20 protein-coding genes and 2 tRNA genes are annotated in these 21,251 nt (G+C 62.3%); 2 read left to right on the top strand and 20 right to left on the bottom strand.

What is annotated here, in order from left to right; translation table 11 throughout:
* Positions 1-374: 374 nt before the first annotated feature.
* The 17 genes from HDG33_RS01870 to HDG33_RS01790 all read right to left on the bottom strand — a co-directional run bounded on the left by HDG33_RS01870 (position 375) and on the right by HDG33_RS01790 (position 15,914).
* Positions 375-944 carry an HD domain-containing protein gene (locus tag HDG33_RS01870; RefSeq protein WP_184021878.1) on the bottom strand — a complete coding sequence of 190 codons (570 nt, stop codon included), beginning with the start codon at positions 942-944 and terminating at the stop codon, positions 375-377.
* 36 nt (positions 945-980) lie between these two features.
* A complete protein-coding gene (locus HDG33_RS01865; RefSeq protein ID WP_184021875.1) occupies positions 981-1,799 on the bottom strand; it encodes a hypothetical protein in 819 nt (272 codons plus the stop codon).
* A 252-nt stretch (positions 1,800-2,051) separates the two neighbouring features.
* Positions 2,052-2,128, bottom strand: a tRNA-Pro gene (locus HDG33_RS01860).
* A 76-nt stretch (positions 2,129-2,204) separates the two neighbouring features.
* Entirely contained in the window at positions 2,205-2,621 is a 417-nt protein-coding gene (locus HDG33_RS01855) for a MerR family transcriptional regulator (RefSeq protein ID WP_184021872.1), read from the bottom strand.
* Between the two features lie 39 nt (positions 2,622-2,660).
* Entirely contained in the window at positions 2,661-3,077 is a 417-nt protein-coding gene (locus HDG33_RS01850) for an integration host factor subunit alpha (protein ID WP_090800976.1), read from the bottom strand.
* Positions 3,078-3,146: 69 nt separating this feature from the next.
* Positions 3,147-5,582 (bottom strand): phenylalanine--tRNA ligase subunit beta, encoded by a 2,436-nt coding sequence (pheT, locus tag HDG33_RS01845; protein WP_184021869.1) that lies wholly within the window; start codon positions 5,580-5,582, stop codon positions 3,147-3,149.
* 160 nt (positions 5,583-5,742) lie between these two features.
* Entirely contained in the window at positions 5,743-6,756 is a 1,014-nt protein-coding gene (pheS, locus tag HDG33_RS01840; RefSeq protein ID WP_184021866.1) for a phenylalanine--tRNA ligase subunit alpha, read from the bottom strand.
* A gap of 158 nt (positions 6,757-6,914) precedes the next feature.
* Positions 6,915-7,274, bottom strand: coding sequence for a 50S ribosomal protein L20 (rplT, locus tag HDG33_RS01835; protein ID WP_006052502.1), 360 nt, complete (start codon positions 7,272-7,274; stop codon positions 6,915-6,917).
* Positions 7,275-7,303: 29 nt separating this feature from the next.
* Positions 7,304-7,501 carry a 50S ribosomal protein L35 gene (gene rpmI, locus HDG33_RS01830; protein ID WP_006052501.1) on the bottom strand — a complete coding sequence of 66 codons (198 nt, stop codon included), beginning with the start codon at positions 7,499-7,501 and terminating at the stop codon, positions 7,304-7,306.
* A 258-nt stretch (positions 7,502-7,759) separates the two neighbouring features.
* Positions 7,760-8,284: a translation initiation factor IF-3 gene (gene infC, locus HDG33_RS01825; RefSeq protein WP_075643713.1), complete on the bottom strand. Its 525-nt coding sequence runs from the start codon at positions 8,282-8,284 to the stop codon at positions 7,760-7,762.
* Between the two features lie 49 nt (positions 8,285-8,333).
* Entirely contained in the window at positions 8,334-10,241 is a 1,908-nt protein-coding gene (gene thrS / locus HDG33_RS01820) for a threonine--tRNA ligase (protein WP_184021863.1), read from the bottom strand.
* Positions 10,242-10,495: 254 nt separating this feature from the next.
* Positions 10,496-10,572, bottom strand: a tRNA-Val gene (locus HDG33_RS01815).
* Positions 10,573-10,677: 105 nt separating this feature from the next.
* A complete protein-coding gene (locus HDG33_RS01810; RefSeq protein WP_184021860.1) occupies positions 10,678-12,921 on the bottom strand; it encodes a bifunctional (p)ppGpp synthetase/guanosine-3',5'-bis(diphosphate) 3'-pyrophosphohydrolase in 2,244 nt (747 codons plus the stop codon).
* A 69-nt stretch (positions 12,922-12,990) separates the two neighbouring features.
* Positions 12,991-13,344 (bottom strand): RidA family protein, encoded by a 354-nt coding sequence (locus tag HDG33_RS01805; RefSeq protein ID WP_184021856.1) that lies wholly within the window; start codon positions 13,342-13,344, stop codon positions 12,991-12,993.
* A 97-nt stretch (positions 13,345-13,441) separates the two neighbouring features.
* Positions 13,442-14,338: an alpha/beta fold hydrolase gene (locus tag HDG33_RS01800; RefSeq protein WP_184021853.1), complete on the bottom strand. Its 897-nt coding sequence runs from the start codon at positions 14,336-14,338 to the stop codon at positions 13,442-13,444.
* Positions 14,339-14,565: 227 nt separating this feature from the next.
* A complete protein-coding gene (locus HDG33_RS01795) occupies positions 14,566-15,207 on the bottom strand; it encodes a CoA transferase subunit B (RefSeq protein ID WP_184021841.1) in 642 nt (213 codons plus the stop codon).
* A 2-nt stretch (positions 15,208-15,209) separates the two neighbouring features.
* Entirely contained in the window at positions 15,210-15,914 is a 705-nt protein-coding gene (locus HDG33_RS01790) for a CoA transferase subunit A (RefSeq protein ID WP_090800989.1), read from the bottom strand.
* 219 nt (positions 15,915-16,133) lie between these two features.
* Here HDG33_RS01790 and HDG33_RS01785 point away from each other — a divergent pair, with 219 nt between their 5' ends.
* A complete protein-coding gene (locus HDG33_RS01785; protein ID WP_018421157.1) occupies positions 16,134-16,679 on the top strand; it encodes a LuxR C-terminal-related transcriptional regulator in 546 nt (181 codons plus the stop codon).
* A gap of 44 nt (positions 16,680-16,723) precedes the next feature.
* Here the strand turns inward: HDG33_RS01785 and HDG33_RS01780 are convergent, their stop codons facing one another.
* Both HDG33_RS01780 and HDG33_RS01775 read right to left on the bottom strand, forming a co-directional pair.
* Positions 16,724-17,155 (bottom strand): thioesterase family protein, encoded by a 432-nt coding sequence (locus HDG33_RS01780; RefSeq protein ID WP_090800991.1) that lies wholly within the window; start codon positions 17,153-17,155, stop codon positions 16,724-16,726.
* A gap of 56 nt (positions 17,156-17,211) precedes the next feature.
* Positions 17,212-17,988 (bottom strand): SDR family oxidoreductase, encoded by a 777-nt coding sequence (locus tag HDG33_RS01775; protein WP_018421159.1) that lies wholly within the window; start codon positions 17,986-17,988, stop codon positions 17,212-17,214.
* A 186-nt stretch (positions 17,989-18,174) separates the two neighbouring features.
* On the opposite strand from HDG33_RS01775, the gene HDG33_RS01770 reads away from it, so the two are divergent.
* A complete protein-coding gene (locus HDG33_RS01770; protein WP_184021829.1) occupies positions 18,175-19,848 on the top strand; it encodes an electron transfer flavoprotein-ubiquinone oxidoreductase in 1,674 nt (557 codons plus the stop codon).
* Positions 19,849-20,023: 175 nt separating this feature from the next.
* On the opposite strand, the gene aroC is transcribed toward HDG33_RS01770, so the two are convergent.
* A complete protein-coding gene (gene aroC / locus HDG33_RS01765; protein WP_184021820.1) occupies positions 20,024-21,124 on the bottom strand; it encodes a chorismate synthase in 1,101 nt (366 codons plus the stop codon).
* Between the last annotated feature and the right edge of the window lie 127 nt (positions 21,125-21,251).

Here is a 21,251-nt window from a genome sequence, read left to right as displayed (position 1 = left end):
TCTCGATGCTCATTATTTTGTGTTCCAGCTGGGCGTAAATCAGCAACAAATAGGGAAAGTTCCGGCCCAATCCATTCAGTTGCCCCGCCAAGGGAAGGCATCCGCCCCCCTACATGACCGTCGAATAAATAGCGAAACCGCTGCGTCATTGAGAATTTCTGCAGACAGCGAAATTGTCAAGAATTTTAGCAGCCTGACCACCCTACTTAGCCGGGCAATAAACGAATAAAACATGCCCTATTAAATGCAATACATCGAAGGCCAGCCCGTAATCCTCTTCTTCCCAGACGCACGTGATCCCGCTCCCGGTCTTTGGGTTAAGCGAGGCCCCGCCAGCCGGCCTCTCCAACAAAAACCATCCGGCGAGGAGCAAGTTAATGCGTGGCTGCCGTCATGAGCTCGACTGTATGCGCGAGTTCCTGCGACATGCCGCCCGGCATGTGGGCCTGGAAAATCCGCGCGAGCTCGCGGTAGTACCAGAGTGTGCCCGCCTCGCCGGCCGTGAAGCGTTCGAAGACGGCACGACCGACCGTGCGCAGGTCCATGACGATCGCGCGCGCGTTATAGAGCTTGTCGGACGCCGACACCAGCAGCACGTCCGCTTCCGCCTGCTCCAGATGCGCCAGGTAGGCAACCTTGCGCGTGCGCCAGTCCGGTTTCTGACCTGATGCATCCGGCACACCATCCGTGCAGCCCTTGACGATCCGCAACACGCGTTCACCGAACAGTTCTCGGATCGTCGGCGCCACTTCCGGACCAACGTCCTCGATCGCGTCATGCAGCAGGCCCGCGATCGCCTGCTCTTCATCGCCGCCATTTTCCAGCACCAGGCTCGCGACACCCAGCAGATGTGACGTATAGGGGATCTGCGTCCCCTTGCGTCGCTGCGCAGCGTGCAGTCGGAGCGCGAGCTCCGTTGCCCGGACAAATTTTTCGGTGAGCATCGTGTGGTCCTTAATCGTGAATAGTTATGTGTGAATCTAGGCCCACGGATCGGTCTTGTGGGTGAATGGCACGCCCGATTCGCTGAGCCAGCGATAGGCGTCAGCCCATGCGGGGTAATGCCGACCAATGGCAACAAGTAGGGCTTGCGGTGTTACCGGCCGCTCCTCTGTGGTACGCGCCATCGAGTCTTGAAGCAAGGCAATGACGGCGCCTTCGACGCAATATGTATCGGCACGGCCGCTGCCCAGGTAGTCGCGATCATACAGGTCGAAAATCAGCGCGCCGTCGGCCCGCAAGTGGACCGTCGCCGTGCAATGGGGATACGACTTGAGCGTAATCGTCCGGACACGATCACCTGCAGACGTCTGCCCAGCGGATGGCGGCTCCGCTACATGGACGTCCGTTGCGCCCACAACGGTTTTGAGCAGGAAGCGCTCGAAAGCGGCCGATTCACCCACACCAAAGCGCTGCGCGTACCGCATCTTGCGGGCCTGTCGTTCGCTCTCGTGGCGTTGCGCGACAATCGCGCGCAGCCAAGGCTCGAGATCGTCGCAGACGAGAAGGATGTCGAGCAGCGCCGGCCAGTCCGCCTCCGCTTCATCGAGCAGGTAGACGGGTGCCGCGCCAATCTCATCGGCTAGCTCAGGTCCGGGCGGCTTTAGCGTCAGCCCCCACCCGTCCGGCAGGCGAAAGGGCAGCCCGCTATTGGCGGGCCGCCACGCGTACCAGGCCCATTGCGCCGGGTAGCGAAAAACTTCAGTCGGGGTTTCTTCGAAATGCTGGGCGCAGAGTTGCAGTTGGGCGACGCACCAGCAGTCCGGCTGCCATGTTGTGATTATGTTGAGCGGGTCCATGCCGTCATTCTAGGTGGCCAGCCCGGGTTTGCGCTACGGGCCGTATGTGCGGCGCGACGTTCAACGTGCTTCCTGACTGACTCGTCAGGACATCAGTGATGACCGTCGGCGGGATGAGGCGGGACCGATCCGCCGCGCGATTTGCTCGCCAGGAATATGGGCGGACCGCCGCGATTCCGGTAACCAGACGGTAACGGCGGCGCGCGCAAAGAAAAAGGACCTACGGCTTTCACCGTAAGTCCTTGAATTTTTTGGTCGGGGCGAGAGGATTTGAACCTCCGACCACCTGCACCCCATGCAGGTACGCTACCAGGCTGCGCTACGCCCCGAACAGAAGAAAAATTATAACAGACACTTCATTCGATTAGAACCGCTCGACACGAACAAAGCGAACAAGTCCATGAACTAGTGGCCCAGCAGATCGATTACGTTCTGCAGTTCCTTGCGTAACTTCTCGACATCGACCGCAACCGTTGCCGCCGATGCCTGCACCTGACCCGCGACTCCGGCGGTAGCCTCACCCTCTTCGACCACCGCATCCGGCCCACCGCCGCCATGCGAATCGAGCCGGTTGCGCGCCCCGTTGATCGTAAAACCCTGCTCGTACAGCAACTCTCGAATCCGCCGGATCAGCAGCACCTCGTGATGCTGATAATACCGACGATTGCCGCGCCGCTTGACCGGCCTCAACTGGGTGAACTCCTGCTCCCAGTAACGCAGCACGTGAGGCTTTACCCCACAAAGTTCGCTGACCTCACCAATCGTGAAGTACCGCTTCGCCGGAATCGGAGGCAAGACGACTTTTTCGATCGTCGCTGTCATCGTCAGTTAGCCGTGATGGGTTGCCCGAAAGCGCGCCAGTCAATCAGCGCGCGAAAAGCTCGCTTCGGCGCCGTTTTCGACGAGCGCCTTCAGTTTTTGACTTGCATGAAACGTCACCACGCGACGCGCCGCAATCGGAATCGCCTCGCCCGTCTTCGGATTTCTGCCGGGACGCTGCGGCTTGTCGCGCAACTGGAAGTTGCCGAAGCCCGACAGCTTCACGCTGTCGCCGCTCTCGAGCGCATCGCGGATCACCTCGAAGAAAGCCTCGACCATGTCCTTCGCTTCCCGCTTGTTGAGCCCGACATTGTCGAACAGCAACTCGGCAAGTTCCGCCTTGGTGAGTGTCGGCGTTTCATTGGAAACGACGGCGGATGATGTCGGAATATCTCGAATCATGGCGCTGCGTTGCGCCGTAAGAAGGGCTTCGAAATCACTCGAGTTCATTTCATTCATATCTATCAAATGGCGCGCCAAGCGTAAAACAATGGATGCGGAAACAGCCGTGCAATTGTTAAATGCGGGTTATCCGCGCAACCGTGCGCCATATACTCGAGCTAGACGTTCCACCAGAGTTTGAATAGCCAGATCGACCGTTTCATCCTGAAGGGTTCCGCCAGTATCTTGCAAGGTCACCCGGAACGCAAGGCTTTTCTCGTGCGCGGCCAGACCACCGGAAGTGTTTGATTTTGGACGAAATTCGTCGAAAAGTGCAACCTTCTGGACAGCCTTGCAGGCCGGTTCGGACTGGGCCTTCTGAAGCTCGTCGAGCAGCGCCTGAACCTCGATTTTCTGATCGACGACCACCGCGATATCACGTCGTACCGGCGGGAATTTTGAAACTTCCGACGGAATCGGCAATACCCGCTGCATTAATGCTTCCGCTTCGATTTCAAACAGAATCGGCGCATGCGGCAAATCATATTTTTGCATCCAGCGCGGATGCAATTCGCCAATCCAGCCCACTGCGCGACCATTCAATTCGATCCGCGCGCTGCGCCCCGGATGCAGCGCCGGATGCTCGGCCTGTACGAACCGCACGACCGCCGGTGCGACCAGCGCTTCGAGGTCGCCCTTCACGTCGAAGAAGTCGACGGCACGCGTCGGTGCGCCCCACTGCTCGTCGAGCGCGGGCCCATAGGCGAGCGCGCCGATCATCTTCGGCTGCGCGAAACCTTCGACGGTCAGCTCGCCGGCCTTGATCGACGGATCGTGCAGGAATACGCGACCTGCTTCAAACACGCGCACGCGGTCCGCCGCGCGACGGTTCAGATTCGTGCGCAACACATGAATCAGGCTGCCGAACAACGTCGTGCGCATCACCGACAGCTGGCTCGCGATCGGGTTGATCAGACGCACGGGGTTGCTGTTGCCTGCGAAGTCCTGCTCCCACTCCGCGTCGACGAAGCTGAAGTTCACCGTTTCCGCGTAGTCGCGCGCGGCGAGCGCATGACGGATCGCGTGGATGGAGCGTTGCGTCTCGTTGGTCGCGCGCATTTCGCTGGTCGCGACCGGCGGGCGCGCCGGAATCTTTTCGAAGCCGTGGATACGCGCGACCTCTTCGATCAGGTCCTCTTCGATTTCGATATCGAAGCGGTACGACGGCGGCATCACCGAGAACGTATCGCCGTCACGCTCGAACGAGAGGCCGAGGCGCGTGAAGATCTGCGCGATTTCATCGACACCGATCGCGACGCCGATGATGCGGTTCGCGCGCGAAACGCGCATCTTCACGGGCGCGCGCTTCGGCACGTTGACGATCTGATCGTCGACCGGACCCGCTTCGCCGCCGCAGATGTCGAGGATCAGCTGCGTGATGCGCTCGATATGATCGACGGTCGTCGCGTAGTCGACGCCGCGCTCGAAGCGATGGCCTGCATCGGTCGAAAAGTTGTACTTGCGCGAGCGACCACGAATGCTGTCGGGCCACCAGAACGCGGCCTCGAGATAGATGTTGGTGGTGTCGAGCGTGACCGCGGTGCTGTCGCCGCCCATGATGCCCGCGAGGCTTTCGATATGCTGCTCGTCGGCGATCACACCGACCGTTTCGTCGAGCTCGACCGTGTTCCCGTTCAGCAGCTTCAGCGTTTCGCCCTTGCGGCCCCAGCGTACGTCCATGCCGCCGTGGATCTTGTCGAGATCGAACACGTGCGACGGACGCCCCAGCTCGAGCATCACATAGTTCGAGATGTCGACGAGCGCGGAAATGCTGCGCTGGCCGGAGCGCTCGAGACGCTCGACCATCCATTGCGGCGACTTCGCGCGCGCATTGACGCCGCGGATCACGCGGCCCGAGAAACGGCCGCACAGATCGGGCGCGGAGATCTTCACGGGCAGCGTTTCGTTGAGCGTGACCGGAGCCGGCTTGATTTCGAGCGGACGCAGCGGCGCTCCGGTAATCGCCGACGTTTCTCGCGCGACGCCGAATACCGACAGACAGTCTGCCTTGTTCGGCGTCAGCTTGATTTCAAAAACGGTGTCGTCGAGATTGAGCGTGTCGCGGATGTCCTGGCCGATCGGCGTGTCTTCCGGCAGGATCATCAGACCGCTGTGATCTTCGGAGAGCTTCAGCTCGCGCGCCGAGCACAGCATGCCCTGGCTTTCCACGCCGCGCAGCTTCGACAGCTTGATCGCGAACGGTGCGCCGCCCTCTTCGGCCGGCGGCAGTTGCGCGCCGACCAGCGCGACCGGCACCTTGATGCCGGACGCAACATTCGGCGCGCCGCACACGATGTTCAGCGTCGCGCCGGTGCCAGCGTCGACCTGACACACGTTGAGCTTGTCCGCATCCGGGTGCTTGACGACTTCCAGCACCTGGCCGACGACGATCTTCGAGGTCGGCGGCGCGGCCGTCCGCAGGTCTTCGACTTCGAGACCCGCCATCGTCAACGCGTGCGACAGCTCGTCGGTAGTCAGTTGCGGATCGACAAAAGTTCTGAGCCAGGATTCCGGAAATTGCATGGTTCTGTGTACGTTGTGATCAGGTTGGGTCCACGTCCGGCAGATGCTTCGTAAAGCCCGGTGGTCTTGCGCCGGTTCAGCGAGCTCTGCCGGGGACGCTCGCGGCGCGCACCAGGTGCGCTGCCGCGATTTATGCTTCGTCGCGCTCGCGCGCGCCGGGTCACGCGAATTGACGCAGGAAACGCAGGTCGTTTTCGAAAAACAGGCGCAGGTCCTGCACGCCGTAACGCAGCATCGTGAGACGCTCGAGGCCACTGCCGAAAGCGAAGCCGATGTAGCGCTCCGGGTCGAGACCCATGTTGCGGATCACAGTCGGATGCACCTGGCCGGAGCCCGAAATTTCGAGCCACTTGCCCGCGTTCTTGCCCGTTTCGAACTGCATGTCGATCTCGGCCGACGGTTCGGTGAACGGGAAATACGACGGACGGAAGCGCACGAGAATGTCGTCGCGCTCGAAGAATTTCTTCAGGAAGTCGGTATAGACGCCCTTCAGGTCCGCGAAGCTGATGTTCTCGTCAATCCACAGGCCTTCGACCTGGTTGAACATCGGCGAATGCGTCGCGTCGCTATCCACGCGATACGTGCGGCCCGGCACGATCACCTTGATCGGCGGCGTGTTGGTGCGCGCGTAGCGCACCTGCATCGGGCTCGTATGCGTGCGCAGCAGCAGCGGGCGGCCGTCGGCATCCTTGCCGTCGACGTAGAAGGTGTCCTGCATCGAACGCGCCGGATGGTTTTCCGGGCTGTTCAGCGAGGTGAAGTTGTACCAGTCGGTTTCGATCTCGGGGCCGTCGGCCACGTCGAATCCGATCGTACGGAAAATCTGTTCGACGCGCTCCCAGGTGCGCATCACCGGGTGCAGGCTGCCTGCACCGGTGCCGCGGCCGGGCAGCGTGACGTCGATGGCTTCAGCGGCGAGGCGCTGATTCAGCAGCACGTCGGCCAGCGCCTGACGGCGGGCCGTCAACGCGGCTTCCACTTGTTGCTTGACGAGGTTGATCCGTGCGCCTTCGGTCTTGCGCGTTTCGGGATCGAGTTTGCCAAGGCCCTTCAACAGCTCGGTCAGTGCACCCGCCTTACCGAGAAAGCGCGCTTTCTCATTCTCGAGGGTGGTGACGTCGGGGGCTTCTGCGAAGGCTTTTTGCGCGTCGGCGACAATCTGGTCCAGATCCATTGATCCCATCATTTCAACGTCAGTGTTCTATCGAAACAAAACTGGTTCTACCAACAAAAACGGGGCTCGGTGAGGAGCCCCGTTTTTGTTGCAGCGTCACCGAGACTACCGGATGTTCGCTGCAACGAACCACGCAGTTTTAATTGCCAGAAGCGCAATCAGGCTGCAACGGCGGCTTTCACCTGCTGAACGATCGCAGCAAAAGCAGCCTTGTCGAACACAGCCATGTCGGCCAGCACCTTACGGTCCAGTTCGATCGACGCCTTCTTCAGGCCGTTGATGAACACGCTGTACGTCATGTCGTGCTGACGCACCGCCGCGTTGATACGCGTGATCCACAGTGCGCGGAACACACGCTTCTTGTTGCGGCGGTCGCGGTAGGCGTATTGGCCTGCGCGCATGACCGCCTGCTTGGCGATGCGATAGACGTTATTGCGACGGCCGCGGTAACCCTTGGCCAGCTTGATGATCTTCTTGTGACGGGCCCGTGCGGTAACCCCACGTTTTACTCGAGGCATGCTTCGCTCCTATGAGTGTCGGTTAAGGGTTAAGCGAACGGCAGCATTGCGCGAACGGAGTTCAGATCGGAATCATGAACTGCCGTGGAGCCGCGCAGATGGCGTTTGTTCTTGGTGGTCTTCTTGGTAAGAATGTGGCGCTTGAAGGCCTGACCGCGCTTGACGGTACCGCCCGGACGCACCACGAAGCGCTTTGCAGCGCTCTTCTTGGTCTTCATCTTCGGCATGACAACTCCATTATTAGATGGACATGGGTGTGCGGTCGGCCAGATGGCCATTTCCCGCCCTTCGAAACCCATTCCACTTGGTATGCAGACCGCCGATACCGCCAGCGGCCGCTTTTCGGGAACCACTGCGCACTTGCATGCGCGACGTTCCGAAACCTTCCGACACCAAGCCGGACACCCAGCACAGCATCAAACAACCTTGCGCCGCCGGAGCGCGCGCCACATGGCACGCCGTCGCTCCGGCCAACTGCTTCGCGCTTACTTCTTTTTCTTCGGAGCGAGCACCATGATCATCTGGCGCCCTTCCATTTTCGGCATCTGCTCGACCTGACCGACTTCGTCGAGGTCGGTGCGCAGGCGTTCGAGCATGCGCATGCCGATTTCCTGGTGAGCCATTTCGCGGCCACGGAAACGCAACGTGATTTTCGTCTTGTCGCCGTCTTCGAGGAAGCGGACGAGGTTGCGCAGCTTGACGTTGTAATCACCGTCGTCGGTACCTGGGCGGAATTTGACTTCCTTGACCTGGATGACCTTCTGCTTGAGCTTGGCCTCGTGTTGCTTCTTCGCTTCCTGGTACTTGAACTTGCCGTAGTCCATCAAGCGGCAAACCGGCGGAACCGCTTGCGGAGCGATTTCGACCAGATCTACGTCCTGCTGTTCCGACATGCGGAACGCATCAGCGAGTTTTACGATGCCGAGCGGTTCGTTCTCGACGCCGACCAGTCGCACCTCGGGTGCTGTAATTTCACCGTTGATGCGGTGCGCAGACTTATCAGTAGCGATGTTACGTTTCCTCTAAAAATTAAAAAAAACGAGCCGGGTACCAAGTGGCTCAGTTGAACGACTGCACGTCCTGGCGCAGACGCTCAATGAAGGCATCAACAGGCATTACACCCATATCGACACCACCACGGGCACGCACGGCTACCGTTTGCGCTTCACGCTCCTTGTCGCCGACCACCAACAGGTAGGGGACCTTTTCCAGCGTGTGCTCGCGTATTTTATAGCTAATCTTCTCGTTGCGCAAATCGGCCTCGACTCTAACCCCTTGTTTTTGCAACGATTGGGCTAGCGCCTGCGCGTATTCGGCCTGACTTTCCGCAATATTCATCACAACGACCTGCATCGGCGCGAGCCAAGCGGGCATTGCACCAGCATGGTGCTCAATCAGAATCCCGAGGAAACGTTCCATCGATCCGACGATCGCCCGGTGCAGCATGATCGGGCGACGGCGACTGTTGTCTTCGGCAACGTATTCGGCACCCAGCCGCTCCGGCAACACCATGTCGAGCTGCAGCGTACCGCACTGCCACGAGCGGCCGAGCGCGTCCTTGATGTGATACTCGACCTTCGGGCCGTAGAATGCACCCTCGCCGGACAACTCTTCCCACGTGACGCCGCAGGCCGTCAGCGCCTCGCGCAGTCCCTGCTCCGCGCGATCCCAAGTTTCGTCGGTGCCGGCGCGCGCATCCGGGCGCAGTGACAGCTTGATCTCGACGTTATCAAAGCCGAAGTCGCGGTAGACGCTCATTGCCAGCGTGTTGAACGCGATCGATTCGCTGATGAACTGATCTTCGGTACAGAAAATATGCGCGTCGTCCTGCACGAAGCCGCGCACACGCATCAGTCCATGCAGCGCGCCCGACGATTCGTTGCGATGGCACGAACCGAACTCCGCGTAACGCAGCGGCAGATCGCGATACGAGCGCAGACCGTGATTGAACACCTGCACGTGACCGGGGCAGTTCATCGGCTTGATCGCGTAGTCGCGCTTTTCCGATTCCGTCGTGAACATGTTTTCACGATAGTTCTGCCAGTGGCCCGACGCTTCCCACAGCGAGCGGTCCATGATCAATGGCGTCTTGATTTCCAGGTAGCCGGCGTCGTTCACGCGACGGCGCATGTACTGCTCGACTTGCTGCCACAGCGTCCAGCCGCGCGGATGCCAGAACACCATGCCCGGCGACTCGTCCTGCATGTGGAACAGGTCGAGCTGCTTACCAAGCTTGCGATGGTCGCGCTTCTCGGCTTCTTCGAGCATGTGGAGATACGCTTCCTGGTCTTCCTTCTTCGTCCAGGCCGTGCCGTAAATGCGCTGCAACTGCTCGTTCTTCGAGTCGCCACGCCAGTACGCGCCGGCGACTTTCATCAGCTTGAAGACCTTCAGCTTGCCGGTGGACGGCACGTGGGGGCCGCGGCACAGGTCCGTGAAGCCGCCATGCGAGTACAGTTTGATTTCGTCGCTAGCGGGGATCGATTCGATGATCTCGGCCTTGTACTTTTCACCGATGCTCTTGAAGTACTCGACCGCTTCGTCGCGGGACACCACGCGACGCGACACCGGCTCGTCCCTCTTCGAGAGTTCCTGCATGCGCTTTTCGATCTTTTCGAGATCTTCCGGCGTGAAAGGACGGTTATAGGAGAAGTCGTAATAGAAACCGTTGTCGATGACCGGGCCGATCGTGACCTGCGCTTCCGGGTACAGATCCTTCACCGCGTACGCGAGCAGGTGCGCCGTCGAGTGGCGGATGATATCGAGACCGTCTGCGTCCTTCTCCGTGACGATGGCGAGCGCCACGTCGTGATCGATCAGCATGGACGTATCGACCAGCTCCCCGTCGATCTTGCCGCCGAGCGCGGCTTTCGCGAGACCGGGGCCGATCGAGGCGGCCACTTCGGCGACGGTCACCGGATGCTCGTACTGTCGAACAGAACCGTCAGGCAAACGTATCGAAACCATTGCGTTCTCCGTGGTGCCGACCGGCGGCGGCACATACAACCAGGGTCAAAAAGATAAAAAAAATGCGGCCCCGCTTTCGAGGGGCCGCATTCACATTTTATGCAAACTTCACTGGCGAAAGTGGTCCTCGACTAGCGTCGTTCCGAAATGGTTTCGGTCAACGTTCGCGGTGTCATAACCGTATTCGCCTTTTTGCGCTGAAAGCGCTTACTGCAGCTTGCGAAACCCCAGCGAGGCCGGAATTTCATTTTCGTTGGTAGGCTCGATTGGACTCGAACCAACGACCCCCACCATGTCAAGGTGGTGCTCTAACCAGCTGAGCTACGAGCCTGAAGAAACGAGATTATATGGGGTATAGCGCAGCTTGGCAAGTACTTTTATGCGGCGACTTTAATCCGTCGCGCCACTAGCGGGGCTTTTTCCAACCGCCCGCGCCTCAGTTCTTGCGCGTCGCGCGCACGACACCCGTGATCTCGCCCAGCAGCGTGCACGCGCGCTGAATCTGCGCGGAGCTCGACACCTCGACGGTAAATTGCATGAACGCGGCATTGCGGCGCGATTGCGTCTTTACGCCGATCACGTTCATCTTTTCCCGCGCGAATACTTCGGAGATATCGCGCAGCAGACCTTGCCGGTCCGTCGCCTCGATGCTGAGGTCGACCGGGTAGACGGAATGGCCGCGGCCGCTCATCACGTCCGCCGACCACGCCGTCTGAAGCACGCGCTCCGGCGCGCGCTCCGCCATCCGGCGGAACGTCGCGCAATCGCTGCGATGAACCGACATGCCCTTGCCTCGCGTAACGAATCCGCAGATGTCGTCGGGCGGCGCCGGCCGGCAGCAGCGCGCGAGCTGGGTGAGCAACGCATCGACGCCGACCACCAGCACCCCCGTGGAGGCGCCGCGCGCGACGCTCGCGCCGCTGCTGCGTTTCTCGAACTTCTCCGGCGCATCGACCTCGGGCTCGGGCGGCGGCGCATCCTGCAACGCCTGCTCGACGAGCCTCAGACTGAACTCCTCCTTGCCGACCACGGAGAACAGGTCGTCGGTGGTCTTGAAACCGAGCCGCGCGGCCAGTTGATCGAGATTGACCGAGGTCTTGCCTTCGCGCTGCAGGGTTTTTTCAACCATCGCGCGACCGTTCGCGATGTGCTCCTGTAACTCCACCGCGTTGAACCATGCGCGCACCTTCTGCCGCGCGCGCGGGCTTTGCAGATAGCCAAGTTGCGGATTAAGCCAGTCGCGCGACGGACCGCCCTCCTTCACCGCCACGATCTCGACCGTCTGGCCGTTCTGCAGCGGCGTGTTGAGCGGCACCATCGCGCCGTCGACGCGCGCGCCACGGCAACGATGCCCAAGCTCGCTGTGCAGGTGAAACGCGAAGTCGATCGGCGTCGCGCCGTGCGGCAACGGAATCACGCGCGCCTGCGGCGTCAGCACGTAGATGTGATCGTCGTCGAGCGTGGCCTGGCGCAACTGCTCCCACGGCTGTGCCGAGCCCGCTTCGCCATGCTCGCCCTCGGAGACTTCGTCCTTCCATGCGAGCAGCTGTCGCAGCCAGGCGATCTTCTCGTCGTATTTCTCGCTCGCGGTGAACGTGCCGCCATAGCCGCGCGCACCCGCTTCCTTGTAGCGCCAGTGCGCGGCCACGCCGTATTCGGCGAAGCGATGCATTTCCTGCGTGCGGATCTGCACTTCGAACGCGCGGCCGTCGTCGCCGATCACGACGGTGTGCAGCGACTTGTAGCCGTTCGGCTTCGGCCGGGAGATGTAATCGTCGAACTCCTTCGGCACCGGCTGCCACAGGTTGTGCACGATGCCGAGCACGGTGTAGCAGTCCTTGATGTCCGGCACGATCACGCGAAACGCGCGCACGTCGTACAACTCGGCGAAGTCCAGCTCCTTGCCGCGCATCTTGCGCCAGATGCTGTAGATATGCTTCGGCCGACCGCTCACTTCCGCGCGGATATGCGCGGCGGCCAGCTCCTGCTGCAGGCGTTCGATCGCCTGCGCGACATAGCTCTCGCGCTCGACGCGCTTCTCGTCGAGCAGTTTCGCGATGCGCTTGTAGGTGTCCGGCTCCTCGAAGCGGAACGCGAGGTCCTCGAGCTCCCACTTCAATTGCCAGATACCGAGGCGGTTCGCGAGTGGCGCGTAGATATCGAGCGTTTCGCGTGCGACGTCGGGCGACGGCGTGAGCTTCGCGGCCGCGTAATAACGCATCGTTTGCAGCCGCGACGCGAGGCGGATCAGCACGACGCGAATGTCCTGCGCGAACGCGAGCAGCATTTTGCGCAGCGCCTCGACCTGCGCGCGGCGCGCAGCCTGCGCGTCACGTCCGGCCTCGGGCATCGCGTTTTGCGCCGCGCGCAAACTGACCGTGCCGAGCCGCAGCAGCTTGCGTACGTCGCCGACCAGTTGGGCGACTTCTTCGCCGAAGTCGTCGGCGATCACGCGCTCCGGATCGCGCAGATGCGGTGTCAGCGCAAACAGCGCAGCGGCCAGCACCGCCGGCGGATCGACGTTGAGCTTGCGCATGATCGACGCGGTGCCCGCCGCGTGATCCGCGAGCAATTCGCCCGACGACAGCCGCACCTCGCCCGCATGTTCGCGCACGAACGCCATCGCTTCGTCGAAGGAACGATGGGGATGAGGCGCGCTCGGAACGGTATCGGTGTTCATGGTGCGACGGCCCGCCGGGCCAGACGATTCAACGGAAAATCAACCACGGTGCTGCCGGACGGCCGCGACTCAGTTGCGCTGCGCCGCGATCACGACGATTTCGACGAGGCACTTCGGATTCGCAAGCTTTGCCTCGACGGTCGCGCGCGGCGGCGTGTCGCCCTGCGCGACCCACTCGTCCCACACGGCGTTCATGCCGGCGAAATGCGCCATGTCCGAGATATAGATCTGCACCGACAGCAACAGCGACTTGTCGCTGTTCGCTTCCGCGAGCAGACGGTCGATGTGGCCGAGCACTTCGCGCGTCTGGCCGGCGATGTCCTGATCGTCGTCTTCGGCGATCTGACCCGCGAGGTACACGGTGCCGTTGTGCACGGCCATTTCCGAGAGACGCTTGCCGACGTGATAACGAATGACTGCCATGAAAAGTCCTGAGCTGAGGGGTTAATCGAACTACGTCCCACACGACACTGCCGATGAAATCGTCATGCGGAACTCAATATTATGACGCGTTCGCGGCCTAACCGATGAAGAACTCCCTCGCGAGCGCGATCTGGTCCGCCGCCAGGAACGCCGGCGCATGCCCGACGCCGGCGATCTCCACGCTCGATGCGGCACGCGCGGTCGACACCATCTTCGCGACCGTTTCACGCGACAGCAAATCCGACTGCTCGCCGCGCACCACCAGCACCGGCCCCTGGAACGACGCGAGCGAATGCCACAGCGCCGCCTCGCCGAGCTTCGCCGCTTCCTCGGTGACCGCCGCGAACGGCTGCGCGATGCGCGGGTCATAGCGCAGCACCCATGCGCCGTCCTCTTCGCGCAGCAACGGCGTATTGATTTCGCGCCATTCGTCCGGAGTCAGCGGTCCGAAGCTCTGCGCGAGCTGCGCGGCATAGTCAACGCCCTGCTGCAGCGTTTCGAAGCGTGCGGGCTTGCCAAGGTAATCGCCGATGCGCTTGACCGCGACCGGCTCCAGATGCGGCCCGACGTCGTTCAGCAGCAGCTTGCGGATTGGCGTGTCCGGCAGGCCGGCGAGCCCCATGCCGATCAGGCCGCCCATCGAGGTGCCGAACCAGTCGACGGTGTCGACGTCGAGCCGCGCGATCAGTGTGACCATGTCGGCGACGTACTGCGGCACCGCGTATAAGTTGGGGTTCGCGAGCCACCACGACAAGCCCCGGCCAACCACGTCCGGGCACACCACGCGATAGGTGTCCGCGAAGTTGGCGGCGAGGCGGTCGAAATCGCGCCCCGATCGCGTGAGTCCGTGCACGCACAGCAACACTCGGGGATTGTCCGGGTCGCCCCACTCGGTATAGGCGACGCGATGCAGGCCGGCAGCGCTCGCGCACCGCACGTAACGTTGACGCGGCGCGGGCCGCCCGGTGGTGGAAGCGGAAGTCGTTGCGGTCATCTGGTGTCCTTGCAAAGACGCTGCGGATTGGGCTGCAAATGATTGTAAACCGCTTCGTCGCGCGGCAAGCATCGGCCAGAAGGCTTAGGAAGGTCGATCCAACCGTCCGGCGCATCCGCCGCCGTGCGCCAAATACAGAACGGGCGAGACTCACGTCTCGCCCGTCCGGAACACACCGTTGCCGCCGCGCGGTCGCGCCGACGCGCGCAGCGGCGTTTCAACCCGCGTCAGCTCACCGCGCTCACATCGAGCGGCGCGCCGGTTTTCGCCTTGATTTCGTCGACGCTCACACCCGGCGCGAGTTCGGTCACTTTCAAGCCGTTTTCGGTCACTTCGATCACGCCGAGATCGGTGATGATCTCGTCGACCACACCCACGCCCGTCAGCGGCAGCGTGCATTCTTCGAGGATCTTGTGCTGATCGCCCTTCGCGACATGCTCCATCAGCACGACCACGCGCTTGACGCCCGCGACCAGGTCCATCGCGCCGCCCATGCCCTTGATCATCTTGCCCGGGATCATCCAGTTCGCGAGATCGCCCTTCCTGCTGATCTGCATCGCACCGAGAATCGCGAGATTGATGTGGCCGCCGCGAATCATCGCGAACGAATCCGCCGAAGAGAAAATCGACGAACCGGGCAGCGTCGTCACCGTTTGCTTGCCGGCGTTGATCAGGTCGGCGTCGACTTCGTCTTCGGTCGGCGACGGGCCGATACCGAGCAGACCGTTCTCCGACTGCAGCCACACTTCGACGCCCGCCGGCACGTGGTTCGCGACCAGCGTCGGCAAGCCGATGCCGAGGTTCACGTAAAAGCCGTCCTGCAGTTCCTTCGCCGCGCGCGCGGCCATTTCGTCACGAGTCCATGCCATGATCAGTCTCCTTTCGCGCGGACGACGCGTTGTTCGATGCGTTTTTCCGGATGCGCATTCAGCACGATGCGCTGCACGAAGATGCCGGGCGTATGGATCGCGTCCGGATCGAGCTCGCCCACTTCGACGATCTCTTCGACTTCCGCGACGGTGATGCGGCCCGCCATCGCGCACATCGGATTGAAGTTGCGCGCGGTGCGGCGATAGATCAGGTTGCCGGCCTTGTCGGCCTTCCATGCCTTGACGAGCGCGACATCGGCGGTCAGCGAATGTTCGAGCACGTAGTGGTTCTCGCCGAACTGGCGGGTTTCCTTGCCCTCGGCGATCTGCGTGCCGTAGCCGGTGTTCGTGAAAAACGCCGGGATGCCCGAGCCGCCCGCGCGCAGCTTCTCGGCGAGCGTGCCTTGCGGCGTGAATTCGAGCTCGAGTTCGCCGGCCAGGTACTGGCGCTCGAACTCCTTGTTTTCGCCGACGTACGACGAGATCATTTTCTTGATCTGACGCGTCTCGAGCAGCAGGCCGAGGCCGAAACCGTCGACGCCCGCGTTGTTGCTGATGCAGGTGATGCCCTGCACCTTCGAATCGCGCAGCGCAGCGATCAGCGCCTCAGGAATGCCGCACAACCCGAAGCCGCCGACGGCGAACGTCTGCCCGTCCTTGACGATGTCCTTCAGCGCCTCGGCGGCGCCTGGATAGACCTTGTTCATCTGTATGTCCCTTCCTTTATGGAAACCCGAAACGTGTACGCAGGCCGCCGGATCATTGCGGCTGATATCGCAACGGGTGAACTTCACGTCGCCTCACGATACCGCTACGTCATTCTAGTCATCCGCGGCTTGAGCCGCGTTGTCATCCGCCCGAAAGAGTACGCTGGGCCCGCCATGCGGCACAATACGCAAAAATACATAAGTACTTGCCTCCCGCCCATGCCCGCCCTGGATTACCGCACTGCGTTTCACCTCGCGCCGATCGGACTCGTGCTGTCCCGCGAGCGGACCATCGAAGACTGCAACGACGAGCTAGCGTCGATATTCGGCTACGCGCGCGACGCGCTGATCGGTCAGTCGTTCCAGGTGTTGTATCCATCGGCGGACGAGTTCGAGCGGATCGGCGCGCGCATTCCGCCGATCATGACCGCGCAAGGCAGCTACGCCGACGACCGGATCATGAAGCGCGCGAACGGCGAGCTGTTCTGGTGTCACGTGACGGGCCGCGCGCAGCAGCGCACCGACCCGCACGCGGCGGGTGTCTGGACTTTCGAGGATTTGAGCGCAACCCGGCGGGTCGCGGTGGAACTGACGCCACGCGAGCGCGAAATCGCCGCGCAACTGGTGACGGGCAAGACCAGCAAGCAGATCGGCCGCGTGCTCGACATCAGCCCGCGCACGGTCGACGTCTACCGCGCGCGGCTCATGCGCAAATACGATACGGGCAATGCGACCGAGCTGTTGCAGCGGCTGCTCGGGGATTGAGAGAGGGCGTTTGACGCGCGCGACAGCGCTGGCAAGCCGCGCGCTCAGGCCGCCTTGACGAGCGCCGCGCTCTCGATGGCCGCGCGCAGTACGTCAGGCACCGGCACCGACTTGCCCGCCGCGTAGTCGATCCACACGCATCGTGCGGCGCCTCGCGCATAGAGCGTATCCGGCTCATCGGCGCGCAGGAGCTCGAAAGCCGTATCGAAGCTGCTGCGCCCCGGTGTCGCCACCGACATCCGGCCGATCACGTCGCCCGGATAGTGCAACTGCTTCAGAAACTCCATCGACGCATTGACGATCACCGGCCCCTGCCCGTGCGCGCGCTGGCCGACAAAGTCCATGTGCTCGAACCAGGAAATCCGCACCTGCTCCATGTAGCGGAAATAAACCGTGTTGTTGACGTGACCGAAGGCGTCCATGTCGCCCCAGCGGATCGGCATCGTCATTTCGAAAACTGCGTGAAAATCGCTCATCCTGTACTTCCGTTCTTCCTTTTTCTGCCTGACTTTTGAAACTTTGGACGACCCGCTCACGCGAGTCCGAAGCCGTCGTCGGCGACGATCACCGAGCCGTTGATGAACTGCGATTCATCCGCCGCGAGCAGCAGGAGCAGCCCATCGAGATCCTCCGGCTTGCCGACCCGATGACGCGGCAGCATCGCCACGAGTTTCTGGCCCTGATCGGTCGACCAGTGGTGATGGTTGATCTCGGTGTCGATATACCCGGGGCAGATCGCGTTCACATTGATGCCGTGCTTGCCCCACTCGAGCGCCATCGCCTTCGTCATGTGGACGACCGCGGCCTTGCTCATCGAATACAGGCCGATTTGCGGCAGCACGCGCAAGCCCGCCATCGACGCGATGTTGATGATCCGGTACGACGGCTTCTGCGCGTTGTTGCCGCGCATGATCATGCGCTTGGCGACTTCCTGCGCCACGAAAAACGCGCCGCGCGTATTCGTGTCGAACACGTATTCGAAGTCCGCCGGCGTGACCTCGGACAGCTTCTGCGTGGTCGACACGCCCGAGTTGTTGACGAGGATATCGATGGTGCCGGCCTCGGTCTCCGCATGCGCGACCGCCGACTTGATGCTCTGATAGTCGGTCACGTCGAGCGACACGACGTGCGCGGCGCCGCCGGACGCCTCGATTTCCGCGCGCAGTTCCTTGAGCCGCTCGGTACGTCGGCTCGCCAGCACGACCTTCGCGCCCGCCTGCGACAGCACCTGCGCGAAGCGCTTGCCCAGCCCGCTCGAGGCGCCCGTAATCAGCGCGACCTTGCCTTCCAGATTGATCGAACGGCCCATTGTCTTTCCTTGTTCGGTTGTGATGACAACTGCGGTTGACGGGTTCGGCAGGACCCGACTAAGGGTCTATACCGTATCGTGAAATAGTACGGTCGTGCTAATCTGTGGCTTTCGGGTTGCGGCGCGGGATTCGATCGCCCACAATACGAACCCGAAAAAAGCATTCTAACGGTAAGAGGAGCATCAATGACCCCCGCAAGTCTCATTGAGCAGTACGGCCCGCGCGAGTCGATGGAATATGACGTCGTCATCGTCGGCGGCGGCCCTGCGGGGCTGTCGGCGGCCATTCGCCTGAAGCAGCGCGCCGCCGAACGAGGCGCTGACATTGGCGTGTGCGTACTCGAAAAAGGCTCTGAGATCGGGGCCCATATTCTGTCGGGCGCGGTGATGGACCCGCGCGCGCTGACCGAGCTGATCCCGGACTGGAAGGAAAAAGGCGCGCCGCTGACGGTCGAAGTGACCGAAGACCGCTTCCTGTTCCTGTCGGAGACGGGCGCGAAGAGCGTGCCGACCTGGGCGCTGCCGGACAATTTCAAGAACCACGGCAACTACGTGATCAGCCTCGCGAACGTGACGCGCTGGCTGGGTCAGCAGGCCGAGGCGCTCGGCGTCGAGATATTCCCGGGCTTTCCGGCGGCCGAAGTGCTGTACAACGGCGACGGCTCGGTCAAGGGCGTCGCGACCGGCAACCTCGGCATCGGCAAGGACGGCGAACCGACCGAAAACTTCCAGCTCGGCATGGAGCTGCACGCGAAGTACACGCTGTTCTGCGAAGGCGCGCGCGGCCACCTCGGCCGCCAGCTGAACGAGAAGTTCAAGCTGCGCGACGGCGTCGATCCACAGGTGTACGGCATCGGTATCAAGGAGCTGTGGGAGATCGATCCCGCGAAGCACAAGCCGGGTCTGGTCATGCACACGGCCGGCTGGCCGCTCGAAAACGACACTTACGGCGGCTCGTTCCTCTACCACATGGACAACAACCAGGTCGTGGTCGGCTTCGTGGTCGGCCTCGGCTATTCGAATCCGTATCTGTCGCCGTTCGAGGAATTCCAGCGCTACAAGACGCATCCGGCGATCCGCGCGATTCTCGAAGGCGGCAAGCGCGTGTCCTACGGCGCGCGCGCGATCACCGCGGGCGGCCTGATGTCGCTGCCGAAGCTGGTGTTCCCGGGCGGTGCGCTGGTCGGCGACGACGCGGGCTTCCTGAACGCGTCGCGCATCAAGGGTTCGCACGCCGCGATCAAGACCGGCATGCTCGCCGCCGATGCCGCGTTCGACGCCGTCCAGGCCGGCCGTCTGTCAGACGAACTGAGCGCCTACCCGGAAGCGTTCAAGACGTCGTGGCTCTACACCGAGCTGTATCGCGCGCGTAACTTCAAGCAGTGGATGAGCAAGGGTCTCTACCTCGGCACGCTGATGGTCGGTCTCGAGCAGAAGCTGCTCGGCGGCAACGTGCCGTGGACGCTGCATCATCAGCATTCCGATCACGAGATGCTGAAGCCGGCTTCGCAGTGCAAACCGATCACGTATCCGAAGCCGGACGGCAAGCTGACGTTCGACCGGCTGTCCTCGGTGTTCATCTCGAACACGAATCACGAGGAAAATCAGCCGGCGCACCTGACGCTGAAGGATCCGACCGTGCCGGTCAACGTGAACTGGCAGACCTACGCGGGACCGGAGGCGCGTTATTGCCCCGCTGCAGTGTACGAGTTCGTGAAGAACGACGATGGCAGCGAGCGGCTCGTCATCAATGCGCAGAACTGCGTGCACTGCAAGACCTGCGATATCAAGGACCCGACGCAGAATATCGTGTGGGTCACGCCGGAAGGCGGTGGCGGTCCGAACTATCCGAATATGTGATTGATGTGCCGTCTGCCTGTGCGGCGCTGCGCGATAACCGGCAGCGTCGCGCAGGCAAATTCCGATAGCGCGCTCGCGCTTTCGTCTGCGCGCATTCTTGCGCGTTTCGTTGGTCCCCTTCCCGATTCTTTTTTATGGCGGCTCGTTCGCCGCCAATCGCGGGACCGCGTCAGGGTTACGGCGCGCTCGCCGCGATCTTCGGCGTGCTGACGGCCACATCGCCGCATTGCGCGCGATGGCGCAGCGCGTGATCGATCAGCACGAGCGCAAGCATCGACTCGGCGATCGGCGTCGCACGAATGCCGACGCAGGGGTCGTGCCGCCCGAAGGTCTCGACGATCGCGGGGTTCCCCGCCTTGTCGATCGAACGGCGCGGCGTGCGAATGCTCGACGTCGGCTTGATCGCGATCGACACCGTGATGTCCTGCCCCGTCGAAATACCGCCGAGCACGCCGCCCGCGTGATTGCCGACGAAACCTTCCGGCGTCAGCTCGTCGCCATGCACCGAGCCGCGTTGCGCGACGCTCGCAAAGCCCGCGCCGATCTCGACGCCCTTCACGGCGTTGATGCCCATCATCGCGTGCGCGATGTCGGCGTCGAGGCGGTCGAACAGCGGCTCGCCGAGGCCGACCGGCACACCGGAGGCAACCACGTTGATGCGCGCGCCGATCGAATCACCGTCCTTGCGCAGCGCGTCCATATACGCCTCGAGCTGCGGAACGATCTCCGCATTCGGCACGAAAAACGGGTTTTCGCGCACCTGCGCCCAATCGACGAACGGCACGTCGATCTCGCCGAGCGCGGCCATATAGCCGCGAATTTCGGTGCCGAACTTCTCGCGCAGCCACTTCTTCGCGACCGCGCCCGCCGCGACCGTCGGCGCCGTCAGCCGTGCCGACGAGCGGCCGCCACCGCGGTAATCGCGAATGCCGTACTTTTGCCAGTACGTGTAGTCGGCGTGGCCGGGGCGAAACGTTTCCGCGATGTTGCCGTAGTCCTTGCTGCGCTGGTCGGTATTGCGGATCAGCAGCGCAATTGGCGCGCCGGTGGTTTGACCTTCGAACACGCCCGACAGGATCTCGACCTTGTCTTCTTCCTGGCGCTGCGTCACGTGGCGCGACGTGCCCGGCTTGCGGCGATCGAGTTCGAACTGGATGTCGGCTTCGTTGAGCGCCATGCCCGGCGGGCAGCCGTCGATCACGCAGCCGATAGCGGGGCCGTGCGATTCGCCGAAGGTCGTGACAGTGAAAAGCGTACCGAGCGTGTTACCGGACATGAGCGTCGTCCAAAGAAATACGGGGAGAACGCTATTATGCCAGCCCGCTCGTCTCGAAGCCGGGCCTGGCGACGGCGATGGCCGATCGGCCAGGGCGCACTCGGCCGAAAGCGGGTGATGGCGGGCG

Origin of the sequence: Paraburkholderia sp. Cpub6 (genome assembly GCF_014201065.1) — a bacterium.
In the GTDB taxonomy this organism is placed as follows: domain Bacteria; phylum Pseudomonadota; class Gammaproteobacteria; order Burkholderiales; family Burkholderiaceae; genus Paraburkholderia; species Paraburkholderia tuberum.
This window is presented reverse-complemented; position numbering and strand designations above follow the sequence as displayed.

What these genes read in the sequence shown, in the direction of transcription:
- thrS (WP_184021863.1), bottom strand. Translation starts at nt 10,241, where the DNA reads ATGGTTTCGATACGTTTGCCTGACGGTTCTGTTCGACAGTACGAGCAT.
- aroC (WP_184021820.1), bottom strand. Translation starts at nt 21,124, where the DNA reads ATGTCCGGTAACACGCTCGGTACGCTTTTCACTGTCACGACCTTCGGC.
- HDG33_RS01855 (WP_184021872.1), bottom strand. Translation starts at nt 2,621, where the DNA reads ATGACAGCGACGATCGAAAAAGTCGTCTTGCCTCCGATTCCGGCGAAG.
- HDG33_RS01810 (WP_184021860.1), bottom strand. Translation starts at nt 12,921, where the DNA reads ATGAACACCGATACCGTTCCGAGCGCGCCTCATCCCCATCGTTCCTTC.
- rpmI (WP_006052501.1), bottom strand. Translation starts at nt 7,501, where the DNA reads ATGCCGAAGATGAAGACCAAGAAGAGCGCTGCAAAGCGCTTCGTGGTG.
- HDG33_RS01870 (WP_184021878.1), bottom strand. Translation starts at nt 944, where the DNA reads ATGCTCACCGAAAAATTTGTCCGGGCAACGGAGCTCGCGCTCCGACTG.
- HDG33_RS01780 (WP_090800991.1), bottom strand. Translation starts at nt 17,155, where the DNA reads ATGAGCGATTTTCACGCAGTTTTCGAAATGACGATGCCGATCCGCTGG.
- HDG33_RS01770 (WP_184021829.1), top strand. Translation starts at nt 18,175, where the DNA reads ATGACCCCCGCAAGTCTCATTGAGCAGTACGGCCCGCGCGAGTCGATG.
- HDG33_RS01795 (WP_184021841.1), bottom strand. Translation starts at nt 15,207, where the DNA reads ATGGCATGGACTCGTGACGAAATGGCCGCGCGCGCGGCGAAGGAACTG.
- HDG33_RS01865 (WP_184021875.1), bottom strand. Translation starts at nt 1,799, where the DNA reads ATGGACCCGCTCAACATAATCACAACATGGCAGCCGGACTGCTGGTGC.
- HDG33_RS01785 (WP_018421157.1), top strand. Translation starts at nt 16,134, where the DNA reads ATGCCCGCCCTGGATTACCGCACTGCGTTTCACCTCGCGCCGATCGGA.
- HDG33_RS01850 (WP_090800976.1), bottom strand. Translation starts at nt 3,077, where the DNA reads ATGAATGAAATGAACTCGAGTGATTTCGAAGCCCTTCTTACGGCGCAA.
- pheT (WP_184021869.1), bottom strand. Translation starts at nt 5,582, where the DNA reads ATGCAATTTCCGGAATCCTGGCTCAGAACTTTTGTCGATCCGCAACTG.
- HDG33_RS01775 (WP_018421159.1), bottom strand. Translation starts at nt 17,988, where the DNA reads ATGGGCCGTTCGATCAATCTGGAAGGCAAGGTCGCGCTGATTACGGGC.
- pheS (WP_184021866.1), bottom strand. Translation starts at nt 6,756, where the DNA reads ATGGATCTGGACCAGATTGTCGCCGACGCGCAAAAAGCCTTCGCAGAA.
- HDG33_RS01800 (WP_184021853.1), bottom strand. Translation starts at nt 14,338, where the DNA reads ATGACCGCAACGACTTCCGCTTCCACCACCGGGCGGCCCGCGCCGCGT.
- rplT (WP_006052502.1), bottom strand. Translation starts at nt 7,274, where the DNA reads ATGCCTCGAGTAAAACGTGGGGTTACCGCACGGGCCCGTCACAAGAAG.
- HDG33_RS01805 (WP_184021856.1), bottom strand. Translation starts at nt 13,344, where the DNA reads ATGGCAGTCATTCGTTATCACGTCGGCAAGCGTCTCTCGGAAATGGCC.
- HDG33_RS01790 (WP_090800989.1), bottom strand. Translation starts at nt 15,914, where the DNA reads ATGAACAAGGTCTATCCAGGCGCCGCCGAGGCGCTGAAGGACATCGTC.